The sequence below is a fragment of the Richelia sinica FACHB-800 genome, assembly GCF_014698825.1.
Classification (GTDB): domain Bacteria; phylum Cyanobacteriota; class Cyanobacteriia; order Cyanobacteriales; family Nostocaceae; genus FACHB-800.
Window position 1 is genome coordinate 65,284 of record NZ_JACJTT010000008.1, and the last position, 15,092, is coordinate 80,375.

Annotated in this window: 13 protein-coding genes; 6 read left to right on the plus strand and 7 right to left on the minus strand. The window is 41.6% G+C overall.

The features are described from left to right. Positions 1 to 64: 64 nt before the first annotated feature. Positions 65 to 451: a 50S ribosomal protein L7/L12 gene (gene rplL, locus H6G73_RS08745; protein WP_190603369.1), complete on the plus strand. Its 387-nt coding sequence runs from the start codon at positions 65 to 67 to the stop codon at positions 449 to 451. A 239-nt stretch (positions 452 to 690) separates the two neighbouring features. On the opposite strand, the gene H6G73_RS08750 is transcribed toward rplL, so the two are convergent. From H6G73_RS08750 to pilM, 4 genes are all read right to left on the minus strand, one after another. Then, on the minus strand, positions 691 to 3,111 hold the full coding sequence (locus tag H6G73_RS08750; protein ID WP_190603371.1) for a type IV pilus secretin family protein: 2,421 nt from the start codon (positions 3,109 to 3,111) through the stop codon (positions 691 to 693). A 127-nt stretch (positions 3,112 to 3,238) separates the two neighbouring features. Next, the gene (locus H6G73_RS08755; protein ID WP_190603373.1) at positions 3,239 to 4,036 is read right to left on the minus strand and encodes a pilus assembly protein PilO; all 798 of its coding nucleotides are present in this window, start codon (positions 4,034 to 4,036) and stop codon (positions 3,239 to 3,241) included. Further along, positions 4,033 to 4,824 (minus strand): PilN domain-containing protein, encoded by a 792-nt coding sequence (locus H6G73_RS08760; RefSeq protein WP_190603375.1) that lies wholly within the window; start codon positions 4,822 to 4,824, stop codon positions 4,033 to 4,035. The genes H6G73_RS08755 and H6G73_RS08760 overlap by 4 nt, the downstream gene beginning before the upstream one ends. A gap of 4 nt (positions 4,825 to 4,828) precedes the next feature. After that, complete coding sequence (gene pilM / locus H6G73_RS08765; protein WP_390839477.1) at positions 4,829 to 5,944, minus strand: type IV pilus assembly protein PilM; 1,116 nt, start codon at positions 5,942 to 5,944, stop codon at positions 4,829 to 4,831. A gap of 167 nt (positions 5,945 to 6,111) precedes the next feature. On the opposite strand from pilM, the gene H6G73_RS08770 reads away from it, so the two are divergent. Beyond that, positions 6,112 to 7,410, plus strand: coding sequence for an ABC transporter substrate-binding protein (locus tag H6G73_RS08770; RefSeq protein WP_190603377.1), 1,299 nt, complete (start codon positions 6,112 to 6,114; stop codon positions 7,408 to 7,410). A 196-nt stretch (positions 7,411 to 7,606) separates the two neighbouring features. Here the strand turns inward: H6G73_RS08770 and H6G73_RS08775 are convergent, their stop codons facing one another. Both H6G73_RS08775 and H6G73_RS08780 read right to left on the minus strand, forming a co-directional pair. Then, a complete protein-coding gene (locus tag H6G73_RS08775) occupies positions 7,607 to 8,911 on the minus strand; it encodes a bifunctional folylpolyglutamate synthase/dihydrofolate synthase (RefSeq protein WP_190603380.1) in 1,305 nt (434 codons plus the stop codon). A gap of 98 nt (positions 8,912 to 9,009) precedes the next feature. Further along, positions 9,010 to 9,135, minus strand: coding sequence for a photosystem II protein Y (locus tag H6G73_RS08780; RefSeq protein WP_190603381.1), 126 nt, complete (start codon positions 9,133 to 9,135; stop codon positions 9,010 to 9,012). Between the two features lie 253 nt (positions 9,136 to 9,388). On the opposite strand from H6G73_RS08780, the gene H6G73_RS08785 reads away from it, so the two are divergent. Then, positions 9,389 to 10,027, plus strand: coding sequence for a histidine phosphatase family protein (locus H6G73_RS08785; RefSeq protein WP_190603384.1), 639 nt, complete (start codon positions 9,389 to 9,391; stop codon positions 10,025 to 10,027). Positions 10,028 to 10,060: 33 nt separating this feature from the next. Here the strand turns inward: H6G73_RS08785 and H6G73_RS08790 are convergent, their stop codons facing one another. Then, the gene (locus tag H6G73_RS08790; RefSeq protein WP_190603386.1) at positions 10,061 to 10,594 is read right to left on the minus strand and encodes a gamma carbonic anhydrase family protein; all 534 of its coding nucleotides are present in this window, start codon (positions 10,592 to 10,594) and stop codon (positions 10,061 to 10,063) included. 238 nt (positions 10,595 to 10,832) lie between these two features. Between H6G73_RS08790 and H6G73_RS08795 the strand changes: the two genes are divergently transcribed. From H6G73_RS08795 to H6G73_RS08805, 3 genes are all read left to right on the plus strand, one after another. Beyond that, positions 10,833 to 11,342 (plus strand): TIGR02652 family protein, encoded by a 510-nt coding sequence (locus tag H6G73_RS08795; protein ID WP_449314287.1) that lies wholly within the window; start codon positions 10,833 to 10,835, stop codon positions 11,340 to 11,342. Positions 11,343 to 11,400: 58 nt separating this feature from the next. After that, positions 11,401 to 11,844, plus strand: coding sequence for a VOC family protein (locus tag H6G73_RS08800; RefSeq protein ID WP_190603390.1), 444 nt, complete (start codon positions 11,401 to 11,403; stop codon positions 11,842 to 11,844). 134 nt (positions 11,845 to 11,978) lie between these two features. Beyond that, positions 11,979 to 14,783 (plus strand): M16 family metallopeptidase, encoded by a 2,805-nt coding sequence (locus H6G73_RS08805; RefSeq protein WP_190603392.1) that lies wholly within the window; start codon positions 11,979 to 11,981, stop codon positions 14,781 to 14,783. Positions 14,784 to 15,092: the final 309 nt, after the last annotated feature.

Consider the following 15,092-nt stretch of genomic DNA (forward strand, 5'->3'; position numbering starts at 1 on the left):
TAATATATCTTTTCTAATTACCAATTACCAACACAAAATTCAAAATTCTTTAGGAGTTATATCAATGTCTGCTGCAACCGATCAAATTCTCGAACAATTAAAATCTTTGACTTTGCTAGAAGCTGCTGAATTAGTTAAGCAAATTGAAGAAGCTTTTGGTGTTAGTGCTGCTGCTCCCGTTGCTGTAGCTGCTGTAGGCGCTGTAGCTGCTGCTCCTGCCGAAGCTGCTGAAGAGAAGACCGAATTTGATGCAGTTCTCGAAGCTGTACCCGCTGACAAGAAGATTGCTGTCCTGAAGATTGTTCGTGAAATCACAGGTCTAGGTCTGAAGGAAGCTAAGGACTTAGTAGAAGCTGCTCCCAAGCCTTTGAAAGAAGGTGTAGCTAAGGAAGCTGCTGAAGACATCAAGAAGCGTATTGAAGAAGCTGGTGGTAAAGTCACCATCAAATAGTTATTGTTGAACTAACTTTTGTTGTTTGAGGAGTCTAAATTAGACTCCTTTTTTTATGCTGAGTTGAGTTTTCCATACCCGAATCATACCAATTCTCCAAAAGCAACCAACACATTGAGTAAACCCCTCCCCAACCCTCCCCGCTGGCGGGGAGGGTGCACGATAGCGCGGGTGGGGCAATCATCTGTTGCCAACATTTTTCGATTTGGTATCAATCAAAAATTCGGGTATTTACTCACTTAACGATTATTAGGTGTTCTTACGCCTCGACGTTCCAGCATTTCCCTAACTTGAGGGCTGGGAGTGTAGTTATAACCATAGCTAGAACGCTCCGAGTCATCCATGATTTGAGGAGTCAGTAAGACAATTACTTCTTTACGTTCATTAGTTCTGTTGGTTTGTCTAAACAAAGAACCAATTAATGGTAAATCACCCAAGATGGGTAGCTTAGTAACAGTAGTTCTATCGCGGTCTTGAATAATACCTGAGAGAATGAGTGTCTGACCATCTCGCAGACGAATTAAACCAGACTGTAGAGAACGCTCCGAGACCAAAAATATGGTTTGGGTGGAATTGTTTATAAGATTCACTTGTTGAGTTGCTTGAGGAGCTTTAACAGAGGGAGAAACAGATAAAGAAACAAAACCGTTATCGTCTATCCGCTCTATTTTTACACCTAAAGTTAGACCTACTTGTTCTTTTTCAACCGTGAAAGTCTGGGTGGTTAAGCTGTTGCTTGAGGTGATTTCGTTTTTAATATTACCTACAACTTGCTCGGTTAAGTTAACAACTGCCTGTTGACCCTCTTGTACAATTAGGGTCGGATCAGTGAGAATTTTTGCATTACCACTAGTGACTTGTGCTTGCAAGCTAGCAAGGAAACGTTTGGGGAATTGAAATAAAGTTGGTAACTCTAAGGTATATCTGTCAGGTGTACCAGCAGTTGTTGTTGTTTGGAAGCCGTAACCTGTGGGTTCACCAGTGACAGGATTAATTGCTGTGGGTACAATTTGCGTAGTGGTAGTTCCAGGTGTTCCAGGCGTGAACTGTGTAATACCTGCCGTTTTGGGATCAGAATTAACTCCTGCTACTCCTGATGGACCAGATGGATTAGACGGATTAAGAAAAACATTAGCACTACCCAGTGGATTAACAGTAACAGGAGTTTCAGTCACGCTATTTGATACTTCTGTACCAGTAGCTGGTCTAGAACCACCAAAGTTAAAAGTGGCAGCACCACCATCAACAGCAAAGTAATTATTCCCAACTCCAAAAGAGAAACTTGTGTTGTAGTCTTGAACTCCTGATAAGTTAACATCAATAATCTTGACATTCACAACCACTTGGCGACGGCGGATATCAAGTTGGGTCAATTGGGCTACAGCCATTTCCACTTGCTTGGGAGTGCCGACCAAAGTCACAGAATTTGTCCGCTCATCCCCAGATGCTTGCAAACCTCTCAATATAGGCGTTGAATCCTTATACTCTACTCTTTGAGTTTCGATTTTTCTTTCTGTAGTTGTCTGAGTTTGGGTAATTGCTGTTGTAGACGCACCGCCTACGGGTACAGCGTTCACACTGGTAACTAAGCGTTCACGGCTAACTGCACTTTCTGCACCCAAGGCGACTAAAAAGTTTAAAGCCACACCCACTGTAACTTGATTTAGTCGCAAGTTTCGCATAACGATGTCGCGGGTACTGTTGGGGAGCTTTGGCCCTACGAAAATTGTCCTTCCACTACGATTTGCTTCTAAACCACTCAGACGCAAGACATAGTTAAATACATCTTGCACTGGCTCATTTTCAATATCTAAGGAGATTTTTTGATATATCTGTTGATCACCTTTCTCTGCACTACTCTGAGTTTTTTGGTCTTCTTCTTCTCCTCCCACAAAAGCTACGTTCATCCCCGCAGCACGGGCCAATAATGATAAAACTTCTCGCACTGGTGCATCTCTTAACACTAACCGGGGTACTCTTTCTTGAGTACCCAAATCAATGACGCTGGGAGACGCATCAATATTGGCTACAGAAATATCTCCCACTGGTGGAGCAACTGCTCTGGGAAGGAAGGGAGGAGCAACATTGTAAGTCTGTCCCGGTCCAGATGGTTGTGCTGGTTTACCGTCAATGGTTACTTGTGGATTAGGTACCAGTACATCGGGTTTTTGGGCAGTGTTATTAGTATTAGTGGTTGGGTTGGCGCTAGTAGTTTCTTGAGGCGATGACGGTGGTGCTGAGGCTATGGTGTTAGTAGAAGGTGTGAAACCGAAGGTAATGTTGTTGTCCTTCCGCATCAATGGCTGACTTTGGGGTGCATCGTTGCTGCCAGTGACTATCAACCTGACGCTGTTGGAATCTAGTTGATTAACTTCTACTGATACAATCCCTGACACTGGGTTTTCTTGGCGGAAGTTTTTGCCTTGAGGGATACGTAATTGAGTATTAATAATATCAGCTACTAAAGACTTACCACGTTTAGTGGTAAAAATTTGCGGACGAGAGCCATTAGCAGTATTTAAAACCAAACTAATGCCACCATTAGCAGGAGTTAGTTTTACTTCAGTAATTTCTGTAGTTTGCGCTAATGCTGGTTGAGCAGCTAGTAATAAAACGGCAGATGTGCCTGCTATTAAACCATTAGTATGAAACTGTTTCACAGTCCATTCCTCACAACAAATAAAATTCTGTTACTGTTAGTTGAGTTGCTTAACTACAAATTAGATATTTTGTAGATGCTTGTGGAAGTTTTAGGAACTAGTTTGGTGTTGTTTTGCTAGATAATTTTTATTTCTTTTTCTTATCTTTCGCTTTAGCAGCCTCTAGTTTTGCTGCTTCTGCTTTTGCCTCCTCTGGACTTAGTGGCATCAAAGCATGGAGCTTAAAAGATGTGGTTATAGCTCCTGGCCCAATTAGTACCACTTTGTCTTTATCGTTGGCTGATGATGTTTCTGGTGGTACTAATTGGGAATTGTAGTCTTTGATAATTAATAGAGGTTGTAACCGCTCAATATTACGCATAATAGATTGCGTTTGCTCAAAGGTTCCCTCTAATTCCACATCGACGATGCTACGCTTTAATTTACTGTCTACTTCGTTGCCAAAACTACCATCAGTAATAATTTCTGGCGCTTCTGTAATGGGGACAAATTTTTTCAGTTTAGCGCGCACTGCATTACGGGGAACTCGTGCATTAGTTGATTCTACTAGTCGATTTGTATCGATTAGTAAAGTATCTAAGCTTTGTTCATTGGCAAATAAAGCTAATACTTGAGTTTGCTGTTGTTTAGCAGTGGCTAACTCTGCTTCTGCTTTATCTAGTTGTTTCGCTTGACTTCGCTTTTGGGTGACTTGTAATTGTAATTCGTTGCTTTTGGTGAGCAATTGTTGGTAATTATCCCATGCTGGCATAATCAGATTCAGAACTAGGGAACCAGCAGCTAACAGTCCAATTCCACCTGCTAACCCACCAATAATTTGTGGTGTAAAAGCTATACCAAATATTACGGGAAAGCCTGGGGAGGAAGATTGTTCTAACCCTGAGGCTTGTTCGGCAAAATTTAAATCATCGCTACTGAGTGTCATTTGGCAATGACTCCTATTTTTTGGATATTACGAAGCCTAGTTACTAGTCCAAGGGAACCTTTGCGCTCTAATTCTTGAATTAAATCAGATGCAGGCTCATTACTTAGAGAAGCTTTGATAGTATATTTAACCACTTTGGGGGGTTTAATTTTATCCTGGCCACTTTGATTATTTTTGGGTATGGTAAACGCTTCTTTTGGGGCATCTACTAATTCGGCATTAGTAATTTTACTGGTGGTACCATCCAAAAACTTAGATTGTTCTACACTCAATAAAAAGTCATTGACATCCGCAAAATTACGTGCAAAACCCTCGATTACTATATCACCAGGTAAATTTTTGGGTGTATCTGTTTTTTGAGATGAGCTTTTTCGCAAATCAACTGGTACGTGCTTGATATTTTCGATTTGCACTCTGGCAGGGATGCGATCGCGCAAATCCTGTAACATAGCTGACCAGGGACGAATTTGATCAAATACTGTGACTAACGCTGTTGTTTCCCCTTGAATGCGTTTAGACTCACCTTTGATTTTTTGAATGTTGCCAATTTTAGTATCTAATGCCTTGGTTTCTGCTTCTATTTGTCCTATTGTCTGAGTGACTTCGCCGGTTTTTAGTTGCAAAAATAACATTGCCAACCCAGTTACTGTGGGCAAAATTACACCTACCCCAACTCCTATATAGATAGGTGTTAAATTCCCTAAATCAACTTTTTGTTTAACCTTGCTTTCTGATTCTTTCAGATAGCCAGGCCGGTCTTTCAGAAAATTAATTTCTAAACTATACATATCCTCACACCTCCCGCATTCCTAGACCAAGCACTATCCCCAAACCAGGACGGTTGACTTGGGGATATTTATCTGTATCTACCTGCAATGACAAAGAACTAATCGGATCTATTTGGGTAGTTGGCAAACTTAATCGTTGGGTCAAGAATTCGTCTAGCTGTTGCAGTCCACCCCCAGGTCCAGCCAAGAGAATTTGAGCTACTTCTAAATTTTCACTTTGATTCAAGTAAAAATCTATGGAACGGCGCAATTCGTCAGCTAATTCCCCCAAAACTTTCAAAATTGCCACCATACCGGGATTAATTCCCGTCATACCTGTTCTATTACCATCTACAGGTTGGGATGAAGGAATTGTCATTCCCATTAACATATCCATATCCCTTGTTGCTGGTAAGTTCATAGCCCTAGATAAGGCTGCTTGTAGTTGATAGGTGCCAATAGGTACAGTCCGAGAAAATTGCGGCACACCATTGATAATAATGGCAATTTCTGTACTATCAAATTCAATATCAACTAATACCGCTGCTTCTTGGGGGCTAAATAACCTTAACTGGTCTCGAATAGTACGAATTAAGGCAAAACTGTTAATTTCCAAAACATCAACAGTTAATCCTGCTTCCCCAAATGTATTAAGATATGTTTCCGTCACCTCCTTCCGAGTAGCAACTAATAATACCTGTACTTTTTCGATGCCATCTTCATCTACAAAGTAACCAAGTTTCTGATAGTCTACATCTGCTTCTTCACGAGGATAGGGCAAATATAAAGCTGCTTCATGGTTTAAAACCATATCCCGCAACTCTTTATCATCCAACTCTGCCGGCACAGGGATAATACGGACAATAGCATCTCGTCCTGGCACACATGTAGCCACACGAGATGCCTTGATTTGATTTTCTGCTATGGCCTGTTGGATGATTTGTGCCATACCAGGAGGGTCGCTAATTTGACCATCAACCATCATGCCCTCTGGTACTGGCACTGTAATTAAAGATTCCAATTTTACGCCTTGGCGTTGCTTACGTAGTTGAACAATATTGATTCGTTCGGGCGCAAGTTCAATGCCAACTCCTTTATTGGATTTACCAAAAAGACTACTTAAGTTACTTATGGCTTTCACAACAGTTTTACCCGCTAGATTGCTAAATGGAAAATTTTAATACTAATTCAGAGTGATTTTGTTACCAAGTAATCTATATAGTACCGAGCGACGCAAATCAAGTAGTCATTTAAAATTGTTGCAAAATCAGTTGGAAAAACCCGATTAATTCACAAACTAGTACCACAATGATTCGATTGCCAAAATTCAAACAATTTATAATTTGGGTATTACTGGGCTTATTCAGTAGCTGGATTGTAAGTTGTAGCACTAGTAATGTTGACTCGAATTCCAAACAAACATCTGCCACAGGTGCAAATATTGAGTTTTGGACGATGCAACTGCAACCTCAATTTACCAACTACTTCCAAAGCTTAATTACCACCTTTGAGTCACAGAACCCAAGTATCAAAGTTAAATGGGTTGATGTGCCTTGGACAGCCATGGAGAACAAGATTTTAACAGCTGTCTCCGCAAAAACGCCACCGGATGTGGTAAATCTCAATCCAGATTTTGCGTCTCAGTTAGCGGGTCGAAATGCTTGGTTAGATTTGGATGGAAAAGTCTCTGAACAGGTTCGTTCCTCCTACTTACCTAATATTTGGAAAGCCAGTACCCTGAATGGTAAAAGTTTTGGCATTCCCTGGTATCTCACAACGAGACTAACTATTTATAACACTGATTTATTGAAACAAGCAGGTATCACTAAACCACCGGCCACTTACGCAGAATTGGCGCAAGTGGCACAACAAATCAAAGATAAAACAGGCAAATATGCTTTTTTTGCCACCTTTGTGCCTCAAGACTCTGGTGAGGTGTTGGAGTCTTTTGTGCAAATGGGTGTCACCTTAGTTGATGGTGAGGGAAAAGCAGCATTTAACACTCCTCAAGGGAAGGCTGCTTTCCAATACTGGGTAGATTTGTATAAAAAAGGGTTACTGCCGAAGGAAGTGCTAACACAAGGACATCGCCAAGCAATAGATTTATACCAAGCTGGAGAGACAGCTTTTTTAGCTTCTGGGCCAGAGTTTCTCAAGACTATTGCTAATAATGCACCTAAAGTGGCTCAAGCTTCAGCGATCGCACCCCAACTCACAGGAGACACAGGGAAGAAAAATGTGGCAGTGATGAATGTTGTTATTCCTCGTGAAAGCAAAAATCCTGATGCTGCCTTGAAATTTGCTTTGTTTTTAACCAATGACGAAAATCAACTAGCTTTTGCCAAAGCAGCAAATGTATTGCCATCAACCACTAAAGCTTTGTCCGATAGCTACTTTAAGGATGTACCTGCAACTGCCACAACGGTGGAAAAGGCTAGGGTAATTAGTGCCCAACAACTACAGCAAGCGGAAATATTAAAACCCAGCTTGAAAGATTTAAAACTGCTGCAAAAGGCGATTTACGAAAATTTACAAGCGGCTATGTTGGGTGAAAAAACAGTAGATAAAGCCGTAGAAGATGCTGCCCAACAATGGAATAATCGTTAGGGGCATTTCACCAAAATGATCTGATGGGCTGCTAATTCGTTGAAGAGGTAGGCATCTTGCCTACCCCACAAAAATTAATGAAAATTTGGTGAAAATCAATGTAGAAACGCGCCATCGTCACGTCTCTACAAGGGTGTCAAAACACACGCATTAGTGAGCATCAGATGTATATTCAATATCTGTTATTTGCTAGTTGCTAACGGGAATTGACTTGACCCAAAAAATGACCCAGTAAGTAAAGGGAACCACAAAGAACCACTAGGTTATTTTCCTTAGCAAAGGCAGCATCTAAAGCTGAAAATACATCTCCATAGGTGCTGCACAGGCTGAGTTGAGGGCAAATTTCATTTGCTAAATCAGCTAAATCATGAGTAGCAGCGGAATTACTATCGGGGACTGGAACTAAATATAATTGATCACCTGGTTGCAATAAGGCTTGAAAAATATCACCATGGTCTTTTGTGGCTAACATTCCCATCACCCAGGTCACGTAAGGAGAAGGAGAAGCAGCTATTAAACCATTGACATAATCACGTAAAACTGTTGCTGCGGCTGGGTTATGTGCGCCATCAATTAATAACTTATGTTCTTGCCACATCAACCATTGCATTCTTCCTGGCCATTTGGTTTTAGCCATGCCATTGATGATGGCTGATTCAGGAATTTGCCAACCTTTGTGCTGTAATACTTCAATTGTGGCTAAAGCTAAGGCAGAATTAGTTAATTGAATTTGACCCTGTAAGGGTAATGGATATTGAATTGATGGGAAATTTGCTGATTTATCAATATCTGCCGAAGAAAGATAAAAATTTTTTTGATATTCTGCCCATCCTGGTTGGATAGGATGAGACGGCTGAGGGGTGATGAGAGGAGATTGTAATTCCAAAACACGCGATCGCACTACTTTTTCTGCTGCTGGTGGCAATGGCCCTAATACCGCAGGACATCCAGGTTTGAGAATTCCCGCTTTTTCACCCGCAATATCAGCTACAGTCGGCCCTAATTGTTGCCAATGTTCCCGACTAATGGAAGTAATGACCGTCACCAAGGGTTGAGAACAAACATTAGTAGCATCTAACCTGCCCCCCAGTCCCACTTCCATCACTGCTATATCTACTTGCTGTTGAGCAAAATATAGCCATGCAGCCGCAGTAATAACTTCAAATTGAGTCGGTGATTCTTCCTTAGGGTCAATGGCATCTTGAATTTGTAGTATTATTTGACACAACTCATCAGCAACTATTGGCTGTTCATTAATGCAGATGCGTTCTGTCCAATCTATTAAATGGGGAGAAATGTAACGCCCTGTGCGATAACCTGCCTCAGTGAGAATAGAGGAAAGATAAGCACAGACAGAACCTTTCCCATTCGTACCCGCCACGTGAATCACAGGAATTTTTTCATGGGGGTTGCCGAGGTGAGCTAGGAGTTGAAAATTCCTCTCAAGTCCTAGCTTGACACCAAAATGTTGAAAGGGTTGGAGTAAGGAATCGATATTCACAAAAAGTAAGTGATAGTAGGGAATTGGTAATTGGCAGCGGGTAATTTTAATAACAATATTACCCAGCCACCAATGCCCAATACCAATTCAAGCCGAGTTTAAGCTTCTTTGTTCAAGAAATTTTGAACTTGTCTTAAAGCAGCAGCGCCAATATTAAACACAGCCCAACCAGCAGCAACAGCGATGGGTGCTAAAACAATCACTACACGAAAATCGATGTCCATATCTAGAAACCTTCTGTTAAGTAAAAATTAAAGTTTTGTCAACAGTTCTCAATTTTTATTTTTAGCCGAAGTGGGCAATTTTTCCAAATTCAATTGTAAAGAATCATGAATATCAATCAACGGGAATGGGGAATATTGTGGTTGATTGACTTTTTTGGTTGATTACTCTGTCCTGCCGTGACATTCTCGTTATGGAGAATGATGGTAATTTGGGCGTTGCCCAAACTCTTTTATCCCAATTGCCATATCAGCTATGACACTCAATTTATATTTACTGCGTCATGGAGAAACTACTTTTAGTCAAAGTGGTAATTTCTGCGGTGCAACCGATGCGGAGTTGACATCCGAAGGGATACAGATGGCACAGAGTTTTGCCGATGTTTATAAGAAATTGCAGTGGGAAGCAGTTTATGTTAGCCCGATGAAGCGCACAATTGCAACTGCCAAGCCATTTTGTGATGCTATCGGTCTGGAAATGCAGTTGCGTGACGGACTCAGAGAAGGTAGTTACGGCGAATGGGAAACTAAGAGTAAATCCTTCGCCCAAGAGAATTACGCCGAAAACTACGTAAAATGGTTAACAGAACCTGCTTGGAATGCCCCCATCGGCGGAGAAACAGCGGTAGATATTGCTAACCGTTCGATGCCTGTAATTGCGGAAATTCAAGAAAAACATCCCCAAGGTAATGTTTTAGTAGTTTCCCATAAGGCCACGATTCGCATTTTGTTGTGCAGTTTACTGGGAATTGATTTAGGACGCTATCGCTATCGGGTAAATATTTTGGTTGCGTCGGTCAGTATGCTCAAATTTGACGTTAATGGCCCTTTGTTAGAAATATTAGGCGATCGCCATCATATACCCGATCATCTTCGCTCTCGTCCAGGAACATAAGAAAAAGCTAAAATTTTTAATTTTTAATTAGTATCACCTGTCATCTACTCTAAAACCTAGATCAGTTCCCTTGCCAGCATGAACAAGGGCGAGTTTTTGATATTTTTTGGCGTGTTCTATCAGGTCTGCGGCTTCAGTTTCCGTCACTTGACGAACTACTTTCCCAGGCAGGCCAACTACCAAAGAAAAAGGCGGTACATCTTTCGTTACAACTGCCCCTGCACCAATAATACTGCCTGTTCCGACTCTCACTCCATCTAAAATTGTTGCACCGATGCCAATTAAACTGCCTCTTTCTATGTAGGCTGAATGTACCACAGCCCGATGGCCGACAGTGACATGATCTTCTAGAATTGTGGGCAGACCAGGGTCGCCATGTAAAATGGCTCCATCTTGAATGTTTGTAGATTCGCCGATTTCAATGCGTTCTACATCTCCTCTGACCACTGCGCCATACCAGATGCTGACTCCGGCTGCTATTTTAACGGAACCAACAACGACCGCGTTAGAGGCGATAAAGGCGGCTGGTGAAAAATCAGGAGATGTCCAGTAAGAAGAGGTAGACACGATAGAATATGGATATGGTACCCAGGAACACTGGAAAAACTCCAACCTTTGCGGCTGGTTGCAAAACCAGGATATCACGTGGTCTGACTTGTCTGTTCAGGCTATGGTGATAATTGTTCCCCCTGCAATTATGTTGCTGTGCGGTAGTGAACAAGTAACCTTAGGTAACAGAGCCGAAGTGTATTATTACATTTACTGGTGCTGGTGAAGACAAAACTATGTTTGTAACCACTTCATGATGAATCCAGGCTTGCAGTACCCGATATTTGGCCCGGAAATACAGTGTCCTCACTGTCGCCAAACTATTCCTGCGCTCACATTGACGGATACCTATCTCTGTCCGCGTCATGGTGCGTTTGAGGCAAATCCTGACACAGGAGAATTGATCCATCTACAATCTGGCCGTCACTGGCGTAGATGGAATGGGGAATGGTATCGTCAACACACCCATCCTGATGGGATTCGATTTGAAATTCACGAGGCGCTAGATAAGCTGTATACTCAAGGCTATCGAGCCACCAAGGTAGTGATTGCGCGACGTTATCAGGAGCTAATGAGCGGTTATTTGGAGCGTAGTACGCCTTGGCGTTCGGGACAGCCGGAATCTACAGCAGCGCGTTTATATGGATTACCAGTAGAGTTCAGTCCTGATTCGACGGAGGAACCTTGCTGGGAAGTGATTAATTTTGATTTAGATAAGGAGCCTGGGGTGCCGATACGTTACCCTTATTTCAGGTTATTTGAGTAGGGTGATTAGTCATTGGTCATGGGCACGTGACTAATGACTAAGGACTCAGGAGTAAATCATGCACCACGCTTCAATTCGGACGGCGAATATTCATCGAGCGATCGCTTTCTATGAACAGTTAGGATTTACTGTATGCGATCACTTTACTACAGGTTACACTCTAGCCTGTTGGTTGGAAGGATTAGATAGCCGCATTGAACTAATCCAAATCCCCCAGCCTAAACCAGCCCCAGATGCCTTTGCTGATGAGCATTATGTAGGTTATTATCATCTTTCTTTTGATATCACTACCATTACTGCTGATTTATCTCTGTGGCTAAACAATTTAAAAGCTAGTTTTACCCAAGCCGCTACAACCCAACCAGAATTAATCCAACCGCTGAAAATACTGTTAGAACCAACACAACAACAAATAGGCGATCGCATTTTGGAAGTAGCTTTTATTGCTGATACAGATGGCTTACCCTTGGAATTTATTCGATTTTTACAGAAATTAGGTTAATTTTGCTACTATTATGATTAATATACTCTCGCGAGTATAATAACCTTTCATTGGAATTTACCAGGGTTTCCAGACTTACAATCAAAAGCCAATTTATTTGTATGTAATAAAAATTACATACTAAGTAAATCTTTATGTCTGTTTTTTCCAGAGTGCATCAACATCGGTTTTCATTCATAGTGTTGAGTGTTTGGCTAATTGTCATGTTTTTGCTCAATCATGATTCTGCTGTTAGCTATAAACTCCCTCACTCAACTCAGGGTAATCATCAAGAATCTTTAGTATCTACAACTACTACCCAGAATAACAATGTACAGAAGACAGTGCTGGCTAATGGTCTGACAGTGCTGACCAAAGAAGTACATACTGCCCCTGTAGTATCAGTACAGGTATGGTATAAAGTCGGGTCACGAGATGAAGCAGTGGGGATCAACGGTATTACCCACCAGTTGGAACATATGATGTTCAAAGGGACAAACAGCCGCCCCATTCAGTTTGGTAGGTTGTTTAATGCCTTAGGCAGTGACTCTAATGCTTTCACTTACTACGACCAAACGGCCTATTACAACACTGCGGAACGGGAAAAACTGCCAGCATTACTGGTCTTAGAAGCAGACAGAATGCAAAACTTACTCATTAATCGGGAAAAGTTAGAGAGTGAGAAACAGGTAGTTATTTCTGAGTTGCAAGGGTACGAAAATAACCCAGAATATCGCCTCAACCGGTCTGTGATGAGGGCTTTATTTCCCCAACATCCCTATGGCTTACCTGTAGGTGGAACTAAAGCTGATGTCAAAAAGTTCACCGTTGATCAAGTAAAAAAATATTATCAAGAATTTTACAGTCCAGATCGGGCTGTACTGGTGATAGTAGGTGACTTTCAAACTGCACCAACTTTAAATAGAGTGAGAGAAGTATTTGGGAAAATTGCTAATCATCATCATTCTTCCCCTGTCTCCACCGCTGCTGTACCTCAGGTTGCTACCTCTTCCTCGACTGTAGTCCTCAAAGAACCAGGGACAAATCCACTATTAGAAGTTGTCTATCCAGTTCCCAATATCAAGGAACCAGATATACCAGCTTTGAGTGTGATGGATTACATATTAAGTGCGGGTAAAAACTCTTATCTCTATCATCAATTAGTGGAATCTGGTTTAGCTAGTGATGTGACAGGAAGTTTGAGTAGTTTACGCGCAGGTGGATGGTACAATATTTCTGTCACACCAGGACTAAATCAAGATTTACAGAACATCGAAACAGGTTTGACGAGGGCGATCGCCCAACTGGCTCAAAAAGGTATAACATCAGACCAAGTAGAACGGGCAAAAACCCAAATTTTGGCATCGGTAATTTTAAATAGCCGAGACATCAACAGCCAAGGAATGCAATTAGGTACTGATGAAACTACTACTGGTGATTACCTTTACACAGAACGCTATTTAGATGGCATTCGTCAGGTACAAGCAGCCGATGTCATCCAGGTAATCAACAAGTATTTAAAACCAGAAACAAGGGTTGTGGGTAGGTTTGAACCAACACAACCAGAATCTAAATCTGCGGACAAATCTACCCCTTCTCTCACCCAAGAAAAATTTGCTGGTGGTGCACCCCTAGTCCCGGCAGAAATGGTGAAATACTTGCCAAAGGTGGAAGAAAGTAATAGCCAATGGCAACTGAACACACCGCAGCAATACACCTTTGCTAACGGTTTACGGTTGTTGTTATTACCAGATAAAAGCACCCCAACGGTCACTTTGAGAGGTTATATTAAAGCCGGGCCAGAGTTTGACCCCAAAAATAAAGGTGGACTAGCCGCATTGGTAGCAGATAACTTAATGAATGGTACGACCACCAAAGATATGCTTACCATTGCCAAAGCTTTGGAAGACCGGGGGGCTGATTTGGAATTTGCCGCCTATCGGGAAGGGGTGAGAATTAAAGGTGTGAGTTTAGCCTCAGATTTACCAGTGCTGTTAGAAACTTTAACGGATGTAGTTAAAAATAGCACTTTTCCTGGAAAGGAACTAGAATTATCTCGCCAGCAAGCTTTAACTTCTCTGTACTCAGAATTAGATGACCCGGATAAAGTAGCAAATCGGACTTTTTTGCAATCAATTTATCCGCAAAAACATCCATTACATAACCTGCCCACAGAGGAAAGCATCAAGCAAATATCCCATGAGGATGTCCTAGACTTCAAACAAAAACATTACCGTCCAGATACAACGGTATTGGCTTTGGTAGGAGACTTTGATGTAGAAAAAGTGCGATCGCTGATTCAAGCACAGCTTGGTGACTGGCAAGTCCAAGGAAAGCCTCCAGACTTAACATATCCCACAGTTAACATGCCAGAGAAGGTAGTTAACCTCAACCCAGTTTTACCAGGGAAAGTCCAAGCCATCACCTATATGGGGTATACCGGGATTAAACGCCAAGATCCACGCTTCTATGCCGCCATGATTTTGAATCAAATTTTGGGTGGTGATACCTTATCTAGTAGATTAGGAGCAGAAGTACGCGATCGCCAAGGATTAACCTATGGCATTTATAGCAATTTCCTAGCTAGCAAGAATACAGGCACATTTCTCATCGAGATGCAGACTAGTCCTGAGGATACCAGCAAAGCGATCGCTAGCACTCGCAAACTATTACAACAAATCCATCAACAAGGAGTTACCAACCTAGAAGTAGACCTAGCCAAACGTACCTTAATTAGCAATTACAATGTGTCTTTGGCTGATCCAGAACAACTCACACACAGAATTCTCATGAATGAAGTGTATGGACTAGATGAAAAAGAATTGTTCTCCTTTAGTCAAAAAATCGAGCAAGTAACCCTGTCTCAAGTTAACCAAGCAGCACGGGAGTTACTCCATCCTGATAAAATTGTTGTAGTCACAGCAGGCCCACAAGTCGCAGAACTACAAAGCATCAGGTAATAATTTAGGAGTCAGCCAATTTTGGATTTTAATTACCGATTTTGGCTTGACTCCAACCATTGCAAACTATGGTTTGATCATCTTAAATTTCAACCATAAGCATCTAGGGTAGTAAGTTGTTGTGTGTTTAGTAAAAGTCAAAAACATCAATTATGTAGGTTGGCTTGACGCAAGGAAACCCAACATCATCAATAAATGATTTCGCTGAATTTATCTATCTTTTAAACTAGCCTAATTTGTCTTAACTGAATATTATCGAAATTATATGACCTTTCAGCTTTAGGACTTATGCAAAATTCACCTATTTTC